Source organism: Rhodococcus sp. 3258 (assembly GCF_031456475.1).
Taxonomy (GTDB): domain Bacteria; phylum Actinomycetota; class Actinomycetes; order Mycobacteriales; family Mycobacteriaceae; genus Rhodococcoides; species Rhodococcoides fascians.
On the sequence record NZ_JAVDUT010000014.1, the window covers coordinates 42,794 to 64,732 of the forward strand.

Sequence of the window (21,939 nt, forward strand, 5' to 3'; positions counted from 1 at the left end):
GCACCGACATACCCGGCGCCGATGTGTCATCGATGTGTCATCGATGAGGCACAGTGGTCCCATGATCGCGTACGGCTTCGACGAATACGGCGGCCCCGACACCGAGACATTTCTGGACCTCCCCGTGGCGGAACCGGGATCGGGACAGCTTCTCGTGGCGGTACATGCCGCGGGGGTGAATCCCGCAGATTGGAAGGTGCGGGCGGGTAATCGCAAGGACACCGTGCAGATCACCTTGCCTGCGGTGCTGGGTCGGGAGGTGTCGGGCACTGTTGTGGGCGTCGGCTCGGGAGTGGACGGGTTCTCGGTCGGTGACGAGGTCTTCGGGGCGACGGCGTCGGGTCACGGCGGGTATGCGCAGTACACGCTGCTCAATGCGGCCGGCACGGCACACAAGCCCGAGGCCGTGTCCTGGTCGGTCGCGGCGACACTGCCGGTGGCGGCCGGGACCGCCTTCGACGCACTGCGAGGGTTGGCGCTGACTGCAGGCAACACGGTTCTCGTTCTCGGCGCAGGCGGCGGTGTGGGTTCTTCGGTTCTGCAGCTGGCGCGTGCCGACGGTATCGACGTTCTCGGGGTGGCGAGCTCGGGCAAGCGGGAGTGGATCGAGAGCCTCGGTGCGGAGTTCGTCGAGTCCGGACCCGAGTACGTCGGTTCGATATCGCGGCCGGTGCACGGCATCGTCGATCTGGTCGGCGGGGACACTCTTCGCGCGGCCGCTGTGAAGACCGGCGCCCCGATCGTCAGCGTGGCCGACCCGGTGCTCGCCGCCCAGTGGGGTGGGTCTGGAGCAGTGCGCGAGCGCACCACTGCGGCGTTCACCCGATTGGCCGATCTGGTCGTGACGGGCGTCCTTCGTCCACGCATCGATCACACGTTTCCACTCGACCGCGCAGGCGAGGCTCTTGCGCTCGTGGAGAACGGGCACGCACTCGGCAAGGTCGTCATCGAGGTCCGCTGACACCCGACCGTGTCGGGCGGTGTCGGTACCGTCCGGCACACTGCTGTCGCGAGGTACGAGAGTCGGCAAGATCGAAGTTTCACGATGGGGCGTGTGTGAAGAAGCTGTGGGTAGCGGCGGCGTTGGTGATCGCCGCGATCGTCATGGCGACGTTCGAATCCTGTGACCGGTCCGACATACCGGGATTGGCTCCCCCACCCCCGGCCCCGGGCAGCCCCACCCGTGCCCAGATCGAAACGCTGTTGGATCGGGTGGCCGTCGTCGCCGCACGACCCGATCCCCGTGGGTACGAGCGCGGATGCAAGAGCGGTGAAGGGTGCGTGTTCGGACCGGCGTGGACGGACGACTACGACGGACCGGGCGGGCACGACGGGTGTGGAACCCGCGACAACGTGCTGGCACTGTCGATGACCGAAGTCGAGTTCAAGGCCGGCACCCGAGACTGCGTGGTGCTCTCGGGCTCCCTGGACGACCCCTACTCCGGTGAACGGTTGCAGTTCACCAAGTCCGACGCCGGCAAGATTCAGATCGATCACGTCTATCCGTTGTCTGCCGCCTGGGACATGGGTGCCGACGGATGGGCAGCGGACAAGCGCATTCGTTTCGCGAACGACATCGCGTTCAATCTGCTGGCGGTCAACGGGCCGGACAACCAGAGCAAGAGCGACAAGACGCCGTCGCAGTGGATGCCGCCGAACGCGGCGTACCACTGTTTCTACGCGGGTAAATATCTGTCGGTGGCGGCCCAGTACGAGCTGCCGATCACCGAGGCCGACCGCCGCGCCCTCGCTTCGGTGGCCCCCAGCTGCTGATCCAGCGATGCGAACGCGGGCGGTAAAGTCTGGCCAATGGCAACGACGTCGTCGCGCAGCTTTCTCGACCGTGACACCCAGCTCTGCATGTCTCTGTCGGGAAGGCCGAGCAATATCGGAACCCGCTTCCACAACTACCTGTACGACGAACTGGGATTGAATTTCGTCTACAAGGCGTTCACCACCACCGATCTCGCGGCCGCGGTCGGTGGAGTCCGTGCACTCGGCATCAGGGGATGCGCGGTCTCCATGCCGTACAAGGAGGACGTGATCGAGCTGGTCGACGTCATGCACGAATCTGCGAGCGCGATCGCATCGGTCAACACCATCGTCAACGAGGCGGGCGTGCTGCACGCCTACAACACCGATTACCAGGCTGTGGCCGATCTGCTCGCGTCGAGCGAGTTCTCGACCGATTGTTCGGTGGCCGTGACCGGCAGCGGCGGTATGGCCAAGGCAGTCGTTGCCGCACTGCGGGATTCGGGTTTCACCCGCGGCACCGTAGTTGCTCGCAACACGTCGACCGGTCCGGCTCTCGCCGAGGCGTACGGATACGGCTGGTCGGCCGAGTCCGTCGGAGCCGACTTGCTGGTGAACGTCACCCCGGTGGGAATGGCGGGCGGCCCCGCTGCCGATTCGACTCCCTTCACCGAGTCGCAGATCCATGCGGCACAGGCAGTGTTCGACGTGGTCGCGATGCCGTCGGAGACACCGCTGATCACCGCGGCGCGTGCGGCGAACAAACCGGTGATCACCGGCGCTCAGGTCATTGCCCTGCAGGCAGCAGAACAGTTCGTTCTCTACACCGGAGTTCGCCCGACCGACGATCAGATCCAGCGGGCGTCGGAATTCTCCCGTCGCTGACTCACAGGCGTTGCCACGCAGGCTTGTTCGCGTAGGCGTGGCGGTAGTAGTCCGTGAGAGCGAGGGACGCAGCAGCTGCCTCGTCCACCAGTACCGTCACGTGTGGATGCCACTGAATCGCGGACGCAGGACAGCGTGCCGACAACGGCCCCTCGACGGCCGCGGCCACCGCGTCTGCCTTGGATTCTCCGGTAGCGATGAGCACTAGATGACGCGCCTCGTCGATGGTGCCGAGGCCTTGCGTCAGCACGTGGTGCGGCACCTCCTCCGGCGAGGGGAAGAAGCGCGCATTGTCGACCCGAGTCTGTTCGGTGAGCGTCTTCACCCGGGTTCTCGACCGTAGTGACGACCCGGGCTCGTTGAAGCCGATGTGTCCGTCGGTGCCGATGCCGAGAATCTGCACATCGATACCACCGGCCTCCGCGATCGCGGCGTCGTATCGTCGCGCTTCGGCAGCGCTGTCGACGGCTTCACCGTCCGGCGAGAACACCGCGGAATCGTCCAGATCGACGAGGTCCACGAAGTTCTCGCGAATGAACGAAAAATACGACTGCTCAGCAGTTCTGGGTAGCCCTATGTATTCGTCGAGCAGAAACGCTCGACACCCAGCGAAGGACAGCCCTTCCTCGCGATGTCGGCGGGCCAGCTCGCGATACGTGCCGACGGGACTCGACCCGGTCGCCAACCCGAGGACGGGGCCCGATCCCGGGACCGAGTCGGTTCGCACGACGCGCTCGACGATGTCGGCCGCGGTTCGGTCCACGTCGGTAGCTGTGGGGAGTACGACGATCTCCATCTAACTTTCCTCCTCGATCGCGCGTCCGCCGCGAATGACCTGCACCGGCTCGAAGGATGCGTCGACCACCAGCACGTCCGCTCTCGATCCGGCGACGAGAGAACCGGTTTCGGCCCCGATCCCGATCAATGCTGCCGGGGTGGTTGCCCCGGCACACACTGCGTCGAGCAATGGCACGCCGGCGTCGAGGACTGCGCGGCGTACCAGGTCGAGCACACTCGACGTGCCGCCCGCGATCGGGGCCGACTCGGGATCGTTCTCCCGCGACAGGCGGGCGACCGAATCGTGCACGGTGACATCCAGCGGCCCGAGCCGGTAGCGGCCGTCGGCCATTCCCGCTGCAGCCATCGCGTCGGACACCAACGCGATGTTCCCACCGCCGACGAGATCGAACACCGCTCGCACGGTCTCGTCGGCGAGATGTACTCCGTCGCCGATCAATTCGAGCACCATCGACCCTCGCGCCGCGGCAGCCAAGCATTCGCTGACCGGCCCCGGCGACCGATGATGCCAGGTGGGCATCCCGTTGAACAGGTGCGTGGCACCGATGGCACCCTCTCCGAGGGCGTCGATTGCGCTGCGAGTGGTGCGTGCGTCGGCGTCGGTGTGCCCGATGCTGGGGACGATGCCGTTCTCTCGCAACATGTGTCCGACGGCCGTGAAGCCGTCGACTTCGGGAGCAAGTGTCATCGACCGTACCGATCCCCGCCCGGCGTCGATGATGTCTGCCAGCAGACCGGTGTCGCCGCCACGGAGTGACGCGGGGTCCTGCGCCCCGCAGCGGGCAACAGACAGGAACGGCCCTTCGAGGTGGACCCCGGCGATGTCCCCCGACTCGTACAGATCGGCGAGCGTCGACGTCTGCTCGACCAGTCGCCCAGGGGATGCCGACACCAGCGATGCGAGCATCGTGGTGGTGCCGCGGCCACGGTGGTGCCGTACCGCGGTCATCAGATCGGCACGGGCAGAATCCGGGAACGACGCCCCGCCGCCACCGTGGCAGTGCACGTCGACCAGCCCCGGCAGGATGGTCGAGTTCGATTGCGGTGGGGCCTCGTCGGGCCACGCCGCCACCGGACCCACCCAGGAGATTCGATCGCCGGACAACGCCACGACGGCATCCTCGATGACCGCATCGGGTGTGACGACCCGCCCCCTGAGCGCCGTCGTGATGAATTCGCTCATGCCCGGCCGGGTTCGAGCACCGCGTCGTCCTCGCGGCCGGGGGTGCGCAGGTTCCACTTCTTGATGACGAAGCTGAACAGGAAGTAGTAGATCACCGCATACACCAGGCCGATAGGAATGAGAAGCCATGCCTTCGTAGCGATTCCGTAGTTCAACAGATAGTCGATACCGCCGGCAGAGAAGAAGAAGCCGTCATGGATTCCCAGGGCATTGGTCAGTGCCATGGAGGTTCCGGTCAGCACGGCGTGGATGATGTAGAGCGGCCAGGCGACGAACATGAACGAGTACTCGAGCGGTTCGGTGATGCCGGTGACGAACGCAGTCAGACCGGTGGACAACATGATTCCGCCGACGATCTTCTTCTGCGACGGCTTGGCGTTGCGATAGATCGCGAATGCAGCGGCAGGCAGAGCGAACATCATGATGGGGAAGAAGCCGGTCATGAAAACTCCCGCGGACGGATCTCCCGCGAAGAATCGGTTGAGATCGCCACGCACCAATTGACCACTCGCGTCCTGATAATCGCCGACGAGGAACCAGACGACCGAATTGAGAATGTGGTGCAGTCCCGTCGGAATCAGCATGCGATTGGCGAAACCGTAGATTCCGCTACCCACCACACTGTGGTCGGCAACGGTGTTTCCGACCCAGTTCAGTGCGCTGTAGAAGAGCGGATAGACGAACGACATGACGACGGCGACGACGAGGCCGGTGACAGCGGTCAGGATGGGAACCAGACGTCGTCCGCTGAAGAAGCCGAGGTAATCCGGCAGTTTCTGGCGGTAGAACCGCTGCCACAGAATGGCGGAGAGCAAGCCGATGACGATGCCGGCCAACACGCCGTAGTCGATCACGGCCGGATCGCCGTTCGCGTCGACTTTGCCTTCCAGTACCACCGGTGACATTGCGGTGAAGACACCGTTCATCACCATGTAGCCGACGACGGCGGCGAGGGCGGTCGAGCCGTCCGACTTCTTGGCCCAGCCGATAGCGATGCCCACGGCGAAGATCAGAGGCAACCAGGTGAAGACCGCCTGTCCTGCAGCGGAGATGACGGCCGCCGCGGTGCCCAGAGCACTGAATCTGCCGAGGAGGTCGTCCTGGCCCAACCGCAACAGGATTCCCGCCGCGGGAAGAACCGCGATGGGCAGCATGAGACTGCGCCCGAATCGCTGCAACCCGGCGAGAGATCTGGATTCCTTCTTCGGTTCGGCTTCGGCCGAGTCCGTCTTCTTCAGGGTCATGGCGACCTTCTCTTCGAGGCTGGTCCGGCAAGGGAGTTCTACTGTTGTGACCGGATGACATCAGGGGTACTGTCCGGTCATTACCAGTTGTAGTTTGGCCAGGTGACGACCACATGTCAACCCGGAGATGTGACCTCGCCGACATCACTGCACACGAGAAGGAAGCGGGAACAGAACATGGCCAAGGCGGACGCGATCGTGAAGGGCCTCGGCGGTGCCGACAACATCGTAGAGATCGAAGCGTGCATCACCCGGCTCCGTACCGAGGTCAAGGACGGGTCGCTGGTGGACGAGGCTGCGCTCAAGGCAGCCGGTGCGCACGGGGTGTTCCACAAGGGGACAGCCGTGCAGGTCATCGTCGGCCCGGAGGCCGACACCCTCGCCGAGGATATCGGCGACATTCTGTGAGCGGGACCTCGACGATCTCCAGTCCTGTTGCCGGTCAGGTCATCTCGCTCGCCGACGTCCCCGACCCGGTCTTCTCTTCGCAGATGGTGGGCTCCGGGGTCGCCGTGCGCCCGGCGGCCGGTAGCGGGCCCGTCGAGGTGCGGTCTCCGATAGCCGGCAAGATCCTCAAACTCCACCCACATGCGTTCGTCGTGTTCACCGACGACAAGGCGGGAGTGCTGGTGCACATCGGCATCGACACCGTGAAGATGAAGGGCCAGGGTTTCGAACTCGTTGCAGCAGAGGGCGATCGGGTCCAGTCCGGCGATCTCGTGATCACCTACGACCCTGCGGCGATCGCGGAGGCCGGATACTCCGACGTGATTCCCGTGGTCCTGATGGACTCCGAGCCCGATGCCGTCACGAGCGCGGCCGTCGGAACCTCGGTGGCACAGGGTGACTCGCTGTTCGTGTTGCCCTGAGCCTAGCGGCGCTGCGTGGTGCGCCGCTCCCCCTGCACCTCCATCGAGAGTTGGTACCGGTCGCACCGGTACCAACTCTCCGTGTGCTCGATCGGTTCGTCGCCGCTGAACGACACTCGGTCGAAGTACAGCACCGGTGCGCCGCGTTTGGTCCCCAGCAGCGTGGATGTGTCACTGTCGGCGGCTGTCGCTTTGACGGTCTGCTCGGCTCGATCGATGGTCAGGCCGTAGTGGTTGCGCACGGCCTCGTACACCGACTGACTCAGATCGTGGTCGATCAGCCCCGGAAGGAGTTCGGCCCGGTACCACCCGTCGTCGACACTGACCGGCTCGGCATCGGCCAGCCGTAGCCGTTTGATGTGGTACGTCCGATCACCGTCGACCAGGCCCAGAGCACGAATCGTTGCTGCCGAGGGCTTTTCGAGTCGCGCGAACAGGACCACCGTCGTCGGCGTCAGCCCCTGGGCACGCATCTCCTCGGAGAACGACGCCAGGTGCAACCGCGACTGCACGGTACGAGAAGCAACGAACGTCCCTTTCCCACGTACCCGAACCAGATGTCCGTCGTTGACGAGCTGTCCTATCGCCTCGCGTACCGTGATGCGACTGACGCCGTAGTCCTCCATCAACCGACGCTCGCTCGGCATCAGATCCCCCGGCGAAAGCTCCTTGGTGCAGCGGTGCAACAGAATTGCGCGTAGCTGTTCGTGCTTCGGGATCTGACTGTCCCTCAGGTGTACGGGCATCACCACTGCGCCGGCCTTTCGATCACTCGCAGAACCAGCGGTACGGACTGGTCCGGTCCAACCAAAGACTACGTCACGACGGCGATACCGAGGAAGCATTCGCCCGGACTCAGCTCTCCGATGCCTCGAATCCGGTCGCGTTTGTTGCCGACGTGGCGACGGGTTAGCGTCGTGCCATGACGGAGTCGCCGAAGGACAGCGTGGAATTGTCGAATGCGTCGGATTTCCCGGCACTGTGGCCGGTGTCGACCCGATGGGACGACAACGACCACTACGGCCACGTCAACAACGTGACGTATTACGCATACTTCGACACCGCAGTGAACGGGTGGCTCATGGAAACGACGGGTGTGGACATCAGGACTCTGCCCGCGATCGGCGTCGTGGCCGAAACCTCGTGCCGCTATCTGTCCGAGCTCAGTTTTCCCGATCGCCTTCAGGTCGGTCTTGCGGTGGAGAAGCTGGGCACCCGCAGCATCGTCTACTCGCTGGCCTTGTTCCGAGAAGCCGAGGACGACGCACTGACATTGGCCGCTCGGGGACGGTTTGTTCACGTCTACGTCGACGCGAACTCCCGTCGCCCCGTCCCCATTCCCTCCGAAATCGAAACCGCGGCACGCACTTTGGTGATCGGAACGTCAGTAGACGCCTGAATCTAGAGCCCGATTTCGTCGGCGCGCTGCAGCGCTCGGGTGACGATGTCGTCGATCAGCGTCGTGGTCGGCGCGCCGCCCACGGCGCGGTTGCGTGAATCGGCTTCCATCCGGCGCATGACGCCTTCGGCGATGATCGACAACTTCCACAGCGCCAGCACTTCCCAGAATCCGGCATCGGTCACATCGCGGCCCGTGTTGTGCGCGTAGGACTCGACCAGCTCCGCCCGGGTAGGGAAACCGGGCAGAGTCGATGCCATGAAAGGACCGGCAACCCCGTCGTCCGCCTGAGGCCAGTAGGCGAGCAGACCACCCAGATCCGCCAACGGGTCTCCGAGCGTGCACAACTCCCAGTCGACGACGGCAACCACGCGGCCGTCGTTTCGAGCGGTGATGACGTTGCTCAGATGGAAGTCGCCGTGAACCAGCGTCACCTCGTGCTGCTCGGGGATCTTGGCCGTCAATCGTGCTGCGAGCGAATCGATTCCAGGAACCTCCCGGGTTCGGGAGGAGTCCCACTGCGTGGTCCACCGCGCGATCTGACGCGCAGCGTAGGGCTTGCGGCCGGCGAGGTCGGCAAGACCCGACGACTCGAGGTCGACACGGTGTATGTCGGACAACGCCGCGGTCAGACCGAGTCCGACACGTCGACGCTGATCGGGGTCCAACTGTTCGGCAGCCGACACCGAGTCGACGACGACCCCGTCGACGAAACTCATCAGGACCAACGGAACCTCGGAAATGGCTGGATCCTGCGTGATCGCAATCATTTTCGGCACAGGGACCGGCGAATTCTGCAGACCGGAGAGAATCCGGTGCTCGCGCACGACGTCGTGAGCCGACGCCAACAATTTGCCCAACGGCGGCCGGCGAAGGACCCACGCACTGCCACCGGCGTCGCGAACCGCGTACGTGAGGTTGGACTGGCCGTTACCGATGCGCTGAAACGAGAGCGGCGATGTTGCGCCTATCCCCAGCTCCGCGATCCACGTCGACACTGCATCTTCGTCCAAGCCCACCACGCCCATACAAAACCCTCACTTCGTTGTGCGGCACCGTTGCCGACGGACATCACCGGTTCGGGTGATCGTAACGAAGCGGTGCCAACGGATGCCGGTGGCACGAGCACAGACGGTCAGCTGGCGCGACCGAACGCGGAGATCAGCGCCGGAGTAGCAACGGCAGCGGCCTCGTGCCGCTTGACAGCAATTTCGTCGATTTCGCCGACGAGCAGTGCAGTCATCGACTCGGGCTCGGCACACCAGACGGACGAGATGTTGTGCACCTCCGCTGGCGCGAACAGTCCACTGGTGGACAGCGCGTCGATCCATTCGGCAACGGCATCGGCCGTGGGCTCCGGCATCACCGTACGGTCCAGCGAGTCCGCCTGGAACTCGTTGCAAAAGAACGCGCGGACCATATCGAGCTGCCCCTGCGACATTGTGGTCATGTTCTTCTCCTTCGAGTTTCCGACTTCTGTTGGTGCCGAATGCCCGTTCACGAGTTGCGATGAGCCGACCAGACCGTGTTCAGATCGTTACCAACTTGGCCGTAACGGGGGAATACGGTTTTCCGATGCGGCTGAAACTACGCCCTTTTCGACGGTCTCGCCCAGGGTGAACTGGACTATGTGACCATAGTCACACAGATCGGCCCATCCGATCAACGACTTGCAACGAATTCATAGTTCGCATTTCAAAATACTGTGACAGGAGACAAAATCCGCACAGAAGTCCAGGTAGGCGGGGTACGACACTCGAGAGCAACTACTCGGAGGCCGCAGTCGAGTAGCCTCCTCTACACCGCACTGGACCACACACTCCGACCGATCGGTTGGTTGCAGGGTCGAATTCTACTTTCGGATCGGTTTTTCGGCTGTTTGCAGACTCCAGGAATTTGACAGATCGCCATTACTAGGTTGCGGCTACAACAATAAATCGACGCTTCTTCGTCGTGATCCGACCGTTACCGCAGATGCTCAGCCGGTTCCCACGATGCTCACACCTCACGCTCAGCCGACTGCGGCAGTCTGGCGTCCATGCGATCACCGAGTCTCGACAGCGGACCGATCCGGTCACCCCGTGGAGCCGGCAACGAGAGCCGTTCGGCGAACACGACCGAGCGAGCGCACCGGCGGGCGATCCGCACCCGGCTGACGGTGTCGGGCCTCTGTGCGGCGCTCTTGTCGGTACTACTGATGTGGGTGCCGAACATGGCACCGGTGTGGCCCGTCTCCACGAGCCCGGCTGCCGCCCTGGCCTCGCGAGCACTGAACACGATCGACGTCACCGCCGTGCTGACCGTCCTCGCCGCCCTCACCGTTGTCGCCCTGGTCCGAAAACTGCCTTACGGCATCGGAGTGGTGATTGCCTGCGTCGTCGGCGCGGAAGTGACCACAGCTCTGGTGCGTCACCTCGCGGCGTCGTCGACAACGGCCACCGACCTTCCGAGCGGGCAGCTCGTCGCTGTCACAGCGCTGGTGGGGGCCGCGTCGATGGTGGCATCGGCCACGTGGCGGCCGATGATCCTCGGGCTCGGAACCGTCGCCGCCCTCGCTGTCGGAGCGGCACAACTGGTCGTCGGGTCCGTCTCCCCCGTCGGGATTGTCAGCGCACTGCTGATCACGGGCATGTGGTGGCCGGCGTGCTCGGTGGTGATGCTCTTCTCACCCGCAGCCGCTGCCCGCGAGGCTCGAAACCCGTTCGATACCGCTGCCCTCGTCGCCCAACGCAGAATGGGACGCTTCCGTTGACACGGAAGCGTCCCATCCGGGCCGAGACGGCGACCGACTAGAGGGCCTTGAGCTCCTCGGTCACCTCGGACACCGACTTCTTTGCGTCGCCGAACAGCATCGACGTGCCTTCCGCGAAGAACAGTGGGTTCTCGATTCCGGCGAAGCCGGACGACATCGACCGCTTGAGGACGATGACCGACTTCGACTGATCGACGTTGAGAATCGGCATCCCGTGAATCGGGCTCGACGGATCGTTGCGCGCCGCCGGGTTGGTCACGTCGTTCGCTCCGATGACCAACGTGACGTCGGTGCGTGAGAACTCGTCGTTGATGTCGTCCATTTCCTTCATCGCGTCGTATGCGACGTCGGCCTCGGCGAGCAGCACGTTCATATGTCCCGGCATGCGACCGGCGACGGGGTGAATGGCGTACTTGACCTCGACACCCTTGGACTCCAGCAACTTGGCCATGTCCTTGACGGCATGCTGTGCCTGAGCGACGGCAAGGCCGTAGCCGGGCACGACGATGACCTGGTTGGCGTAGGCCATCTGGATCGCTGCGTCTGCCGCCGAGGTCGCCTTGGCGGTTCCCCCGCCTGCACCGGCCGGGCCTGCAGCCGCGTCGCCGCCGCCGAATCCACCTGCGACGATCGCCGGAATGGACCTGTTCATGGCCTTGGCCATGAGGTTGGTCAAGATCGTGCCGGACGCGCCGACGATCATGCCCGCCACGATCATCGCGGTGTTATTGAGCGCCAGACCCGCAGCCGCAGCAGACAGACCGGTCAGAGCATTGAGCAGCGAAATGACGACCGGCATGTCCGCGCCGCCGATGGGCAGTACCACCGTGAGACCGAGGATGCCTGCCAGTACGAGAACCGCGACGATCCACCACTGCGACACGCCGCCGCCCGGAGTGGCGTTGATGCCGATGACCACTGCAGCGGCCACAGCGCCGATCAGCAGCAGAGCGTTGAGCGGCTGCTGCAACTTACCGATGGTGATCGGCGAGCCGGGCAGAGTTTCCTGCAGCTTCAAGAAGGCGATGAGAGAGCCCCAGAACGAGATGGAACCGATGATCGCCGCGAAGAGTGAGCCGATGACGATATGCACCGTCGGCGACTCTCCGTGGTTGAAGTTCGAGAATCCGGACGTGTCGAGGAACTCGGCCCACGCGATCAGTGCGACCGTGCCACCGCCGACGCCGTTGAACAGAGCCACCAGCTGCGGCATCGCCGTCATCTTCACCCGTCGCGCAGGCGGGATTCCCAGCGCCACGCCGACGACGAGTCCGACGATGATCAGGATCCAGTTACCGGTGTCGCGAATGGATATCAGCGTGGCCACCACGGCGATGAACATGCCGACCGCGGCGATCTGGTTGCCCCGCACGGCGGTCTTAGGTCCGGTCAGACCCATCAGACCGTAGATGAACATGCCGAAGGCGACGATGTAGAGAATGTTGACGAGATTGTCCATCAGGAGTCAGCACCCTTCGAGGTCTTGGCGGGCACCGGCTTGGACTTGAACATGCCGAGCATGCGGTCGGTGACCACGAAGCCACCGATGACGTTGACGGTTCCGAACACCAGCGCGACGAACAGGATGACCTGCAGTCCGATGGACGGGTCGTGCACCTTTCCAAGGACGACCAACGCGCCCAACACTACGATGCCGTGGATGGCGTTGGTTCCCGACATCAGCGGGGTGTGCAAGGTGTTCGGCACCTTGGAGATCACCGCGAAACCGACGAACCCGGACAACACCAGGATCGCGATGTTCGCGAGAAGCGGGGTGTACATCAGTTCTCCTTCTCACGTGTCACGCAGGCACCGGCGAGCACTTCGTCGGAGAAATCCGGAGCGAGTGCGCCGTCGACCAGCATGAGCTCGAGCAAAGCCGAAATGTTCTTCGAGTACAGCTCGCTGGCGTGCTCGGGCATCGTGGCAGGCAGGTTCAACGGCGAGCAGATGGTGACGTCGTGCTTGACGACGGTCTGGCCGGGCTCGGTGAGTTCGCAGTTTCCGCCGGTCTCACCGGCCAGGTCGATTACAACGCTGCCGGGCTTCATACCCTCGACTGCGGCGGCCGTCACCAGACGCGGTGCGGGACGGCCGGGCACCAACGCCGTGGTGATCACGACGTCGAATCCCTTGATCGCCTCTTCCAGGGCACGCTGCTGCTGGACGCGTTCGTCCTCGGTCAGCTCACGCGCGTAGCCGCCTTCGCCGGCAGCATCGATCCCCAGATCGAGCCACTGCGCGCCGACGGAACGGACCTGGTCGGCTACCTCCGGTCGCACGTCGTAGCCGGTGGGTCGACCACCGAGACGCTTCGCGGTGGCCAGGGCTTGCAGGCCGGCCACACCGACACCGAGAACGAGCACAGTCGCCGGCTTGACCGTTCCGGCGGCGGTGGTCAGCATCGGGAAGAACCTCGTGGACTCCGACGCGGCCAACAGAACGGCCTTGTACCCGGCGACGTTCGCCTGAGAAGACAAGGCGTCCATCACCTGAGCGCGGGAGATACGCGGAATGGCTTCGACCGCGAACGCCTGTACTCCGGCGGCCTTCAGCGCGCCGATGCTGTTCTCGGCATTGCGTGGGGCGAGGAAACCGATGAGCGTCGAGCCCGACTTCAGCCTCGAGATCTCTGCGTCGGTGGGCGGCGCGACCTTGACCACGACCTCCGAGCCCCAGGGATCGCCGATCGTGGCCCCGGCTGCGACATAGAGCTCATCCGGGATCAGAGCGCCGAGTCCGGCACCCGATTCCACGACGACCTCGACGCCCTTGCCCGTGAGCGCGGCAACGATCTTCGGGACCAGAGCGACACGTCGCTCACCTTCCCCCGATTCGCGGACCACACCGACGACCGTCGTGGATCCCGAACCCTTTTCAGTGCTCTGCGATGTATCCAAATCTCCGTCTTCCTGCGTTGAATGGTGCCCACCGATCGGCCAATGGCTCGAAATCTGCGACGAGTGGACGAACCCATGCGACAAGGCACGAGGTTCCTGATAGTAGCCACAGGTAATGGAGCGCGGGTAACCCAGAACACAGTCCGATTCGTTCTGAATCGAGTCCGTTTCGACATTTCGCGACTACAGGGCGAGCAATTGTGATGCACGCCATACAGGTCAATCCGTGATGATCGGACCTTACAGTGACAATCGTGGAATCTTGCATCTTCTGTGCCATCGTCGCCGGCGACGCACCTGCCCACCGCGTGTTCGAGAACGAGCACACCGTCGCCTTTCTCGATATTCGACCGATCAGCAGGGGCCATGTTCTGGTGGTTCCGCGCGAGCATTCCGCAGACCTGACCTCCACCGGACCGGACCCGGCTGCCGAGGTTTTCCGCGTCGGGCACACGCTGGCGCGCGCAGTGCGCGAGTCCGACCTCCGCGCCGACGGTGCAAACCTGGTGATCAACGACGGCGTCGCCGCATTCCAAACCGTCTTTCACCTGCATCTGCACGTGGTGCCGCGCTGGGACCGCGACCGACTGAAGTTCGCGGCGGGGTTCGTCACCCGTCGCCTGCGTGAACCCGAGCGGGTGGCCGAGGCAATTCGATCCGGAATGGCCAGGGTCGCCGGGGAGCAGACCTCGTGAGGTTGTTCTTGTCTTCGTATCGATTCGGCGGCCATTCCGACGAGTTCGCCCGTCTCACCGGCCCGCCCGCCGATCTCGCCGTCATCGCCAATGCGGCCGATGCCTGGCCCGCCGCTGCCCGCGAATCCTCGCTCCGCAGCGAGTTCGGGCCCTTACGCGCCTTGGGATACCGGCCGTCGGAGTTGGATCTGCGCGATTTCGCCGGGAGACCGGCCGCATTCGAGCGCGCCCTGGCAGCGTTCGACGCAGTCTGGGTCCGCGGTGGCAACACGTTCGTGTTGCGCGCTCAGATGGCTCGTTCCGGTGCGGACGAGGTCATCCGCGGGCGCGTGCGGGCCGACACCATCGCCTACGGCGGGTACAGCGCGGGAGCGTGCGTCGCTGCGCCGTCGCTGGCCGGGGTCGAGGATGCCGACGACCCGAACGCGGTACGGCCGGTCGCAGGCATCGATCCGGTGTGGAGCGGGCTCGGTCTCGTCGACTTCTCCGTCGTCCCGCATCTCGATTCCGTGCTGGACGAGCAGGATTCGGGGTGGGCGACGCTGCGCCGTCTGCGACGCGAGGGGATCGAAACTCACGGACTGACCGACAGCCAGGCAATCGTGGTCGACGACTCCGGGACGACAATTCTGGGTGCGTGAACCGTGATTTGTGACTGTGCGACCCGTGATCAGCCCAGGCGAGCGAGCGGCGCGAGCCGGTCGAGGGACGACCACGCGAGAGAGCAACGGCGAGCAGTCATTTCGTCCGCATCGAGGACGAGCATGTCGAACAGTCGGCGGGGTGCTGCACGCCACGAGTCGGCGATGGCCGCGACGGTCGCGCTCTCGAACATCCCGGATTTCAGCAACGCGTGCACCCACTCGTCGACCTCGCCGCGGTGAATGCGCTCGATGGTGTCGTATTCGACTCCGCCCCCGAGGAATTCGTACGAGAACATCGCCGCCACATAGTTCCAGGAGTCACTTCCGGGATCGATCATCGTGCAGCCTCCTTGTCGACCCGCACCGCATGGGGTGCGAGATGCGCTGCGCTGGACGCTAGCGCTGCGAACTACAACATTGCGTGTCGACGACGCATCGATCTGGTAACGCCTGAGGCTGGTGTTACTGATGTGACTCGGACATTCTCGGAGTCGTCCTCGTTCACGCCCCACTGCGAGTCGTGACAGACTTGAGTGGCGACGGTCACATGTACGACGTGAGGAGAACCGGATGTCGGTGACTACCGATGCAGATGCCCACCTGAGCGAGCTCGAAGCGCTGCTTCCCGCCGGTGCCGTGGTCACCGACCCCGACATCACCGAGGGATACCGACGCGACTGGGCCAAGGACCCCGACGCGGGTACCCCATTGGCCGTGGTCCGCGCGCAGTCCACCGACGACGTCAGAGCCGTCATGCGGTGGGCCACCGAACACGCGGTGGCGGTCGTCCCGCGTGGGGCCGGCTCGGGCCTGTCCGGTGGTGCCACGGCCGTCGACGGCGGGATAGTGCTCACCACCGAGCTCATGCGCGAGATCACCGTCGACCCGGTGACCCGCATAGCCGTCGTACAACCCGGACTGCTCAACGCCGAAGTCAAGAAAGCAGTCGCCGAACACGGTCTGTGGTACCCACCGGATCCGTCGTCGTTCGAGATGTGCTCCATCGGCGGCAATGCGGCCACCAATGCCGGCGGGCTGTGCTGCGTGAAGTACGGCGTCACCACCGATTACGTTCTCGGACTCGAGGTCGTCCTCGCCGACGGTACTGCCGTCCGACTCGGCGGACCACGCCTGAAAGACGTTGCCGGACTGTCCCTTGCGAAGCTCTTCGTGGGATCCGAGGGCACCCTGGGCATCATCACCGAGATCACTCTTCGATTGATCCCGGCCCAACCTCCGGCCAGCACCGTGGTTGCCTCGTTCGCCTCCGTGCACGATGCGACGACTGCCATTCTGGCCATCACCCGTACCCTGCGGCCGTCGATGCTCGAGTTCATGGACCGTGCGTCCATCGGTGCCGTCGAAGACGCCATGAACATGGGACTCGACCGCGAGGCAGCTGCGATGCTCATCGCTCGGTCCGACTCCCCCGGTGCCGATCGAGGGCGAGAGATCGACATCATGGCCGCAGCATGCACCGAGGCCGGAGCCTCGGATGTCTTCACCACCGACGACCCCGACGAGGGTGAGGCCTTCGCTGCCGCACGTCGATTCGCCATTCCGGCGGTCGAACGACTCGGCAGCCTGCTGCTCGAGGATGTCGGTGTTCCGCTGCCTGCCCTCCCGGCTCTCGTCGACGGGATCGCCGAACTGTCGAAGAAATACGACGTGTTGGTTGCCGTCATCGCGCACGCGGGAGACGGCAACACCCACCCGCTGATCGTTTTCGATCCCGAGGACGCCGACATGACCCGTCGCGCCAACGTCGCATTCGGAGCCATCATGGATCTGGCAATTTCGTTGGGCGGCACCATCACCGGCGAACACGGCGTAGGTCGCCTCAAGAAGGCCTGGCTGCCCGATCAAGTCGGCGAAGACGTCATGGAACTGACCCGGCGAATCAAGACCGCTCTCGATCCGGCCGGAATCCTCAACCCCGGTGCTGTGCTCTGATCAGAGCGGCTGACGCCGCACGTGCGCGCAGTGTTTTCGGGTCGTTCCGCAGGCTCCACTCCTGCCTCGTAGCAGAAGTCGAGTTTCCGCCCACGACCCCGAGTCAGACGGTGAACCCGTCCGCCACCGTCAATACCTCGTCGAGGATTTCCAGTCCCTGACGAATCTCGTCCTCGGTCGTCGTCAGCGGCGGCGCGATCTGCAGACGGTTGCCTGCGACGAAGGGCCACAGACCCCGTGACTTCGCCGCGGCGGTCACGGTGCCCATCGCCGCCGCATCCTTGCCCGACGCGGCGAAGGGCACCAGCGGCTCCCGCGTCGTGCCGTCCTTGACCAGCTCGACGGCCCAGAAGAATCCCTTGCCGCGCACCTCACCGACGCTCGGATGCGATTCGGCCAGCTTGGACAGGCCCGCACCGAGTACGTCCTCGCCGACGTGACGCACGTGAGGAAGGATCTTGTCGCGCTCGAACACCCCGATGGATGCGACGCCCGCGGCACACCCGAGGACGTGACCGGAGTAGGTCAAGCCGCCCGGATACGGCTTGTGGTCGAACTGCGAGGCGATCTTCTCCGAGATCACGACCCCGCCGAGGGGCACGTATCCGGAGTTGACGCCCTTGGCGAAGGTGATCAGATCCGGTGTCACATCCCAGGCCTGGCACGCGAACCATTCGCCGATTCGCCCGAACCCGACCATCACTTCGTCGGCGATGTAGACGATCCCGTACTTGTCGCACAGTGCCCGAACGCCGGCCAGATATCCGGGCGGCGGGATCAGCACACCGTTTGTACCGACGACCGATTCCAGGATCAGTCCGGCGATGTTCTGCGCGCCTTCGAGCACGATGACCTGTTCGAGGTGCGCCAGCGCTGCGGCTGTCTCGTCCTCGGGAGTCGTTGTGCCCCAGGGCGACCGGTACGGGTACGGCCCGAAGAAGCGTACGACGTCGACGTTGGTCGGCTCGGTACCCCATCGCCGCGGCTCGCCGGTGAGACCGATAGCGACTCCGGTTCCGCCGTGGTACGAGCGGTAGGCGGCAAGCATCTTCGTGCGTCCGGTGTGCTGGCGCGCCAGCCTCACCGCATGCTCGACGGCTTCGGCACCGCCCGTCGTGAAGAACACCCGTTTCAGATCACCCGGAGCGCGTTCGGCGATCAGAGCGGCGAGTTCACTGCGCTTGTTGTTGGCCACGGTCGGAGAGATGGTCGTCAGAACCTGGGCCTGTTCGACGATGGCGGCCACCACGTCGGGGTGTTGATGCCCGAGATTGACGTTGACCAACTGGGACGAGAAGTCCAGGTACCGATTGCCCTTGTCGTCCCAGAACCACGACCCCTCGGCACCCTCGACGGTGATCGGGTTCAGTTCGGCCTGCGCCGACCAGGAGTAGAACACGTGATCCATCTACTTGCCGCCTTTCTTCGGTGTGACACTCACCGGAGCGTACGACTGGCCGACGGCAACAGTCCCGTCGCCCGTCACGACGTAGCCGTGACAGATGTGCGAATCTGCGGGATGATGCTCTCTCCGTACGCTTCGAGCGTCGCTGCCTTGGCGTCGTGCTGCAGGTACACCGAGAACTGGTCGACGCCGAGCGCCTCGAGCTCCTTCAGCTTGGCGATGTGATCGGCCGGGGTGCCCAGTAGGCAGAACCTGTCGATCACCTCGTCCGGAACGAATTCTGCGTGCGAGTTTCCGGCTCGACCGTGCTCGTTGTAGTCATATCCTTTGCGCGCCGCGATGTAGTCGGTGAGTGCCTGCGGAACACCGCCGCCGTCACCGCCGTAGCGTGCGACGATATCGGCGACGTGATTGCCGACCATCCCACCGAACCAACGACATTGATCGCGGGCATGTTCGAGCCCGGCCTCGGTACCGTCGGTGACGTAGGCGGGAGCTGCCACGCAGATCGAGATCGAATCCGGATCTCGGCCCGCCTTCTCGGCCGCAGCACGCACTCGGCCGATCGTCCACGCAGCAATATCCGGATCTGCCAATTGCAGAATGAATCCGTCCGCTACCTGCCCGGTGAGCTCGAGGGCTTTCGGTCCGTACGCCGCGACCCACACCTCCAGCGTCGAATGCTCCGCCCACGGGAACTGCACCGTCGTCTCACCCACCCGGGCGCTGCGCCCGTTGGCCAGATTTCGGATCACCTCGATCGAGTCTCGAAGCGAGGCAAGTGTTGTCGGCTTCCCTCCGAGAGCGCGGACCGCGGAATCACCCCGACCGATGCCGCAGACGGTTCTATTGCCGAACATGTCGTTGAGAGTCGCGAACGTCGACGCCGTCACGGTCCAATCGCGGGTAGCCGGATTGGTGACCATCGGACCCACGGTCACGCGCCTGGTCGCGGCCAGAATCTGGCTGTAGATGACGTACGGTTCCTGCCACAGCAGATGCGAATCGAACGTCCATACGTGCGAAAACCCATGCGTCTCGGCCTGTCTGGCCAGATCGATCACCCGCGACGCCGGCGGATTGCACTGCAGCACCACCCCGATGTCCATGCTCAGATCAGATTCTGTGACAGGTCGCGGCGAACGAAGCGGCCGTGTCCCGCAGTGCCGGAATAGGATCCACTGTCGACGATGACGCGCCCGCGAGACATCACGGTGTCCACGTGGCCGTCGATCTCGAAACCCTCGTACGCCGAATAGTCCATGTTCATGTGGTGGGTTTTCTCGACCCCGATGCTGGTGTGCCCGTTCGGGTCGTAGATCACGATGTCGGCATCTGCTCCGGGGCTGATGACGCCCTTCTTCGGGTACATGCCGAACATCCGGGCCGGGGTGGTGCAACAGACGTCCACCCACTTCTCGAGGGTGATCTTGCCGCTCTTCACACCCTGAAACATCAAATCGATCCGATGCTCCACCGACCCGATTCCGTTGGGAATCTTGGAGAAATCGCCGATTCCCATTTCTTTCTGGTCCTTCATGCAGAACGGGCAGTGGTCGGTACTGACGGTTGCCACGTCACCGGTGCGCAGGTAGCGCCACAATTCGTCCTGATGGCCCTCGGCCCGCGACCGCAGGGGCGTCGAACAGACCCATTTGGCCCCCTCGAAGCCGGGTGCACCGAGTTGTTCTTCGAGCGAGAGATAGAGGTACTGCGGACACGTCTCGGCAAACACGTTCTGCCCGTTGCCCCGAGCCTGCGCAATCTGTTCGAGAGCCTGCTTTGCCGATACGTGCACGACGTACAGCGGCGCTCCGGTGACGTCGGCCAGCATGATCGCTCGATGCGTCGCCTCTTCCTCCAGCTGCCACGGACGCGATGTCCCGTGGAAGTACGGGGCCGTGTCGCCGCGTGCGATGGATTGGGCCACGAGGACATCGATGGCAATCCCGTTCTCCGCGTGCATCATCAACAGCGCACCCGTTTCCGCCGCCGACTGCATGGCGCGCAGGATCTTGCCGTCGTCGGAGTAGAAGACCCCCGGATACGCCATGAACAGTTTGAAGCTGGTGACACCCTCGGAGACCAACTCGCTCATGGCTTTCAGCGAATCATCGGTGACGTCGCCGATGATCTGATGAAACCCGTAATCGATCGCGCACCGACCAGCGGCCTTGTCATGCCACTGCGCCAGAGTGTCCTGGACGCGTTGGCCGGGAGTCTGGATGGCGAAATCCACGATGGTCGTCGTACCACCCCACGCCGCTGCACGCGTTCCGGTTTCGAAGGTATCGGAGGCGAACGTGCCCCCGAACGGCATCTCCATGTGCGTGTGTCCGTCCACGCCGCCCGGAATCACGTACTTCCCGGTGGCATCGATGACGACGTCCGCCGATGTCTTCAGATCTGCGGCCAAGGACACCGAGCCGGGTGCCAGCACTGCGACGATGGTCTCACCGTCGATGAGCACATCCAGTTCCTGTGCGCCGGTGGTGGATACGACAGTGCCGCCGTGCACGAAGGTGGTGGCCATCAGGGTTGCACCAGCGGGCCGTAGGCGTCGGGTCTACGGTCGCGGTAGAACGCCCATCGGTCGCGGACCACTTTGATCAGGTCCATGTCCAGGTCCCGAACGACGATCTCGGACTCCGAATCCGACGCCACCTCGCCGACGAATTTGCCCTCGGGATCGACGAAATAGCTGGTGCCGTAGAAATCGTCGTCGCCGTACTCGGATTCGATTCCGACGCGGTTGATCGCACCCACGTAGTACTCGTTCGCGACGGCGGACGCGGGTTGCTCGAGCTTCCACAGATAATTCGACAGACCCCGTGAGGTCGCCGAGGGATTGAAGACGATCTCGGCACCGGCGAGTCCGAGAGCACGCCAGCCTTCGGGGAAATGCCGGTCGTAACAGATATAGACACCGATGCGGCCGACGGCGGTATCGAACACCGGCCACCCCAGGTTGCCGGGACGGAAATAGAACTTCTCCCAGAATCCGTTGACGTGGGGAATGTGATGCTTGCGGTATTTACCGAGATACGTGCCGTCCGCGTCGACCACAGCAGCGGTGTTGTAGAGCAACCCGGGCTGCTCCTGCTCGTAGACGGGCAGGATCATGACGATCCCGAGCTCTTTCGCCAACGCCGCGAACCGGTCGACCGTCGGGCCCGGTACGGATTCGGCGTACTCGTAGAATTTCGCATCCTGGAGCTGGCAGAAGTACGGACCGTAGAAAAGCTCCTGAAAGCAGACAACTTTCGCGCCCTGCTCGGCGGCAGACCGAGCAAACCCCTCGTGTGCCTCGATCATCGATTCTTTGTCACCGGTCCACGTGCTCTGGACCAACGCAGCTCGAACTGTGGACATCATCGGCACTCCATCTCTCGCTGGCTTGCACCCTCAAGGTATTTTGCGCCGTGTTACGGGATCATTCGTCCGGTTTCGTATGTATTAA

24 protein-coding genes are annotated in these 21,939 nt (G+C 64.0%); 10 read left to right on the forward strand and 14 right to left on the reverse strand.

The features are described from left to right. Positions 1-61 precede the first annotated feature (61 nt). The 3 genes from J2X62_RS24840 (at position 62) to J2X62_RS24850 (ending at position 2,637) form a co-directional block, all read left to right on the forward strand. Complete coding sequence (locus J2X62_RS24840; protein ID WP_094643559.1) at positions 62-961, forward strand: NADP-dependent oxidoreductase; 900 nt, start codon at positions 62-64, stop codon at positions 959-961. Positions 962-1,056: 95 nt separating this feature from the next. Then, positions 1,057-1,773: an HNH endonuclease family protein gene (locus J2X62_RS24845; protein WP_052718588.1), complete on the forward strand. Its 717-nt coding sequence runs from the start codon at positions 1,057-1,059 to the stop codon at positions 1,771-1,773. Positions 1,774-1,809: 36 nt separating this feature from the next. Then, the gene (locus tag J2X62_RS24850; RefSeq protein WP_310184138.1) at positions 1,810-2,637 is read left to right on the forward strand and encodes a shikimate 5-dehydrogenase; all 828 of its coding nucleotides are present in this window, start codon (positions 1,810-1,812) and stop codon (positions 2,635-2,637) included. Between the two features lies 1 nt (position 2,638). Here the strand turns inward: J2X62_RS24850 and nagB are convergent, their stop codons facing one another. From nagB to J2X62_RS24865, 3 genes are read right to left on the reverse strand one after another with little or no spacing between them, the layout of a single operon-like run. Then, entirely contained in the window at positions 2,639-3,433 is a 795-nt protein-coding gene (gene nagB / locus J2X62_RS24855) for a glucosamine-6-phosphate deaminase (RefSeq protein WP_310184140.1), read from the reverse strand. Further along, the gene (locus J2X62_RS24860; protein WP_310184141.1) at positions 3,434-4,618 is read right to left on the reverse strand and encodes an amidohydrolase family protein; all 1,185 of its coding nucleotides are present in this window, start codon (positions 4,616-4,618) and stop codon (positions 3,434-3,436) included. Beyond that, positions 4,615-5,862, reverse strand: coding sequence for a PTS transporter subunit EIIC (locus J2X62_RS24865; protein ID WP_032391967.1), 1,248 nt, complete (start codon positions 5,860-5,862; stop codon positions 4,615-4,617). The genes J2X62_RS24860 and J2X62_RS24865 overlap by 4 nt, the downstream gene beginning before the upstream one ends. 177 nt (positions 5,863-6,039) lie before the next feature. On the opposite strand from J2X62_RS24865, the gene J2X62_RS24870 reads away from it, so the two are divergent. Both J2X62_RS24870 and J2X62_RS24875 read left to right on the forward strand, forming a co-directional pair. Next, positions 6,040-6,270 carry a glucose PTS transporter subunit EIIB gene (locus J2X62_RS24870; RefSeq protein ID WP_027497937.1) on the forward strand — a complete coding sequence of 77 codons (231 nt, stop codon included), beginning with the start codon at positions 6,040-6,042 and terminating at the stop codon, positions 6,268-6,270. Further along, a complete protein-coding gene (locus J2X62_RS24875; protein ID WP_045840903.1) occupies positions 6,267-6,731 on the forward strand; it encodes a PTS glucose transporter subunit IIA in 465 nt (154 codons plus the stop codon). Before J2X62_RS24870 ends, J2X62_RS24875 begins: the two co-directional genes overlap by 4 nt. 2 nt (positions 6,732-6,733) lie before the next feature. Here J2X62_RS24875 and J2X62_RS24880 read toward each other — a convergent pair whose 3' ends face one another. Next, positions 6,734-7,480 (reverse strand): GntR family transcriptional regulator, encoded by a 747-nt coding sequence (locus J2X62_RS24880; RefSeq protein ID WP_027497939.1) that lies wholly within the window; start codon positions 7,478-7,480, stop codon positions 6,734-6,736. A gap of 173 nt (positions 7,481-7,653) precedes the next feature. On the opposite strand from J2X62_RS24880, the gene J2X62_RS24885 reads away from it, so the two are divergent. Continuing rightward, on the forward strand, positions 7,654-8,130 hold the full coding sequence (locus J2X62_RS24885) for a thioesterase family protein (protein WP_027497940.1): 477 nt from the start codon (positions 7,654-7,656) through the stop codon (positions 8,128-8,130). Positions 8,131-8,132: 2 nt separating this feature from the next. On the opposite strand, the gene J2X62_RS24890 is transcribed toward J2X62_RS24885, so the two are convergent. Then, positions 8,133-9,158, reverse strand: a complete 1,026-nt coding sequence (locus J2X62_RS24890) for a phosphotransferase family protein (RefSeq protein WP_032373990.1) — start codon at positions 9,156-9,158, stop codon at positions 8,133-8,135. 107 nt (positions 9,159-9,265) lie between these two features. Next, positions 9,266-9,580, reverse strand: coding sequence for a hypothetical protein (locus tag J2X62_RS24895; RefSeq protein ID WP_141214498.1), 315 nt, complete (start codon positions 9,578-9,580; stop codon positions 9,266-9,268). Between the two features lie 588 nt (positions 9,581-10,168). Between J2X62_RS24895 and J2X62_RS24900 the strand changes: the two genes are divergently transcribed. Continuing rightward, positions 10,169-10,882 carry a hypothetical protein gene (locus J2X62_RS24900; protein WP_310184148.1) on the forward strand — a complete coding sequence of 238 codons (714 nt, stop codon included), beginning with the start codon at positions 10,169-10,171 and terminating at the stop codon, positions 10,880-10,882. A 37-nt stretch (positions 10,883-10,919) separates the two neighbouring features. Here J2X62_RS24900 and J2X62_RS24905 read toward each other — a convergent pair whose 3' ends face one another. The 3 genes from J2X62_RS24905 to J2X62_RS24915 are packed head-to-tail and all read right to left on the reverse strand — an operon-like array spanning position 10,920 to position 13,782. Next, positions 10,920-12,341: an NAD(P)(+) transhydrogenase (Re/Si-specific) subunit beta gene (locus J2X62_RS24905; protein WP_027497942.1), complete on the reverse strand. Its 1,422-nt coding sequence runs from the start codon at positions 12,339-12,341 to the stop codon at positions 10,920-10,922. Next, on the reverse strand, positions 12,341-12,664 hold the full coding sequence (locus J2X62_RS24910; RefSeq protein ID WP_027497943.1) for an NAD(P) transhydrogenase subunit alpha: 324 nt from the start codon (positions 12,662-12,664) through the stop codon (positions 12,341-12,343). The genes J2X62_RS24905 and J2X62_RS24910 overlap by 1 nt, the downstream gene beginning before the upstream one ends. Next, positions 12,664-13,782 carry a Re/Si-specific NAD(P)(+) transhydrogenase subunit alpha gene (locus tag J2X62_RS24915; protein WP_032391964.1) on the reverse strand — a complete coding sequence of 373 codons (1,119 nt, stop codon included), beginning with the start codon at positions 13,780-13,782 and terminating at the stop codon, positions 12,664-12,666. Before J2X62_RS24915 ends, J2X62_RS24910 begins: the two co-directional genes overlap by 1 nt. A gap of 254 nt (positions 13,783-14,036) precedes the next feature. Here J2X62_RS24915 and J2X62_RS24920 point away from each other — a divergent pair, with 254 nt between their 5' ends. After that, the gene (locus J2X62_RS24920) at positions 14,037-14,477 is read left to right on the forward strand and encodes an HIT family protein (protein WP_310184151.1); all 441 of its coding nucleotides are present in this window, start codon (positions 14,037-14,039) and stop codon (positions 14,475-14,477) included. Continuing rightward, a complete protein-coding gene (locus J2X62_RS24925; protein WP_310184153.1) occupies positions 14,474-15,118 on the forward strand; it encodes a Type 1 glutamine amidotransferase-like domain-containing protein in 645 nt (214 codons plus the stop codon). The genes J2X62_RS24920 and J2X62_RS24925 overlap by 4 nt, the downstream gene beginning before the upstream one ends. Positions 15,119-15,147: 29 nt before the next feature. On the opposite strand, the gene J2X62_RS24930 is transcribed toward J2X62_RS24925, so the two are convergent. Next, positions 15,148-15,459: a hypothetical protein gene (locus J2X62_RS24930; protein WP_027497947.1), complete on the reverse strand. Its 312-nt coding sequence runs from the start codon at positions 15,457-15,459 to the stop codon at positions 15,148-15,150. A 232-nt stretch (positions 15,460-15,691) separates the two neighbouring features. Between J2X62_RS24930 and J2X62_RS24935 the strand changes: the two genes are divergently transcribed. Then, positions 15,692-17,074: an FAD-binding oxidoreductase gene (locus J2X62_RS24935; RefSeq protein WP_032368798.1), complete on the forward strand. Its 1,383-nt coding sequence runs from the start codon at positions 15,692-15,694 to the stop codon at positions 17,072-17,074. 103 nt (positions 17,075-17,177) lie between these two features. Here J2X62_RS24935 and J2X62_RS24940 read toward each other — a convergent pair whose 3' ends face one another. The 4 genes from J2X62_RS24940 to J2X62_RS24955 all read right to left on the reverse strand — a co-directional run bounded on the left by J2X62_RS24940 (position 17,178) and on the right by J2X62_RS24955 (position 21,851). Further along, positions 17,178-18,482 (reverse strand): aspartate aminotransferase family protein, encoded by a 1,305-nt coding sequence (locus J2X62_RS24940; protein ID WP_310184155.1) that lies wholly within the window; start codon positions 18,480-18,482, stop codon positions 17,178-17,180. 74 nt (positions 18,483-18,556) lie between these two features. Next, positions 18,557-19,588 (reverse strand): TIGR03842 family LLM class F420-dependent oxidoreductase, encoded by a 1,032-nt coding sequence (locus J2X62_RS24945; protein ID WP_310184158.1) that lies wholly within the window; start codon positions 19,586-19,588, stop codon positions 18,557-18,559. 2 nt (positions 19,589-19,590) lie between these two features. Further along, a complete protein-coding gene (gene hydA / locus J2X62_RS24950; protein ID WP_204848016.1) occupies positions 19,591-21,012 on the reverse strand; it encodes a dihydropyrimidinase in 1,422 nt (473 codons plus the stop codon). Continuing rightward, the gene (locus tag J2X62_RS24955; protein ID WP_197077429.1) at positions 21,012-21,851 is read right to left on the reverse strand and encodes a nitrilase-related carbon-nitrogen hydrolase; all 840 of its coding nucleotides are present in this window, start codon (positions 21,849-21,851) and stop codon (positions 21,012-21,014) included. The genes hydA and J2X62_RS24955 overlap by 1 nt, the downstream gene beginning before the upstream one ends. Positions 21,852-21,939 lie beyond the last annotated feature (88 nt).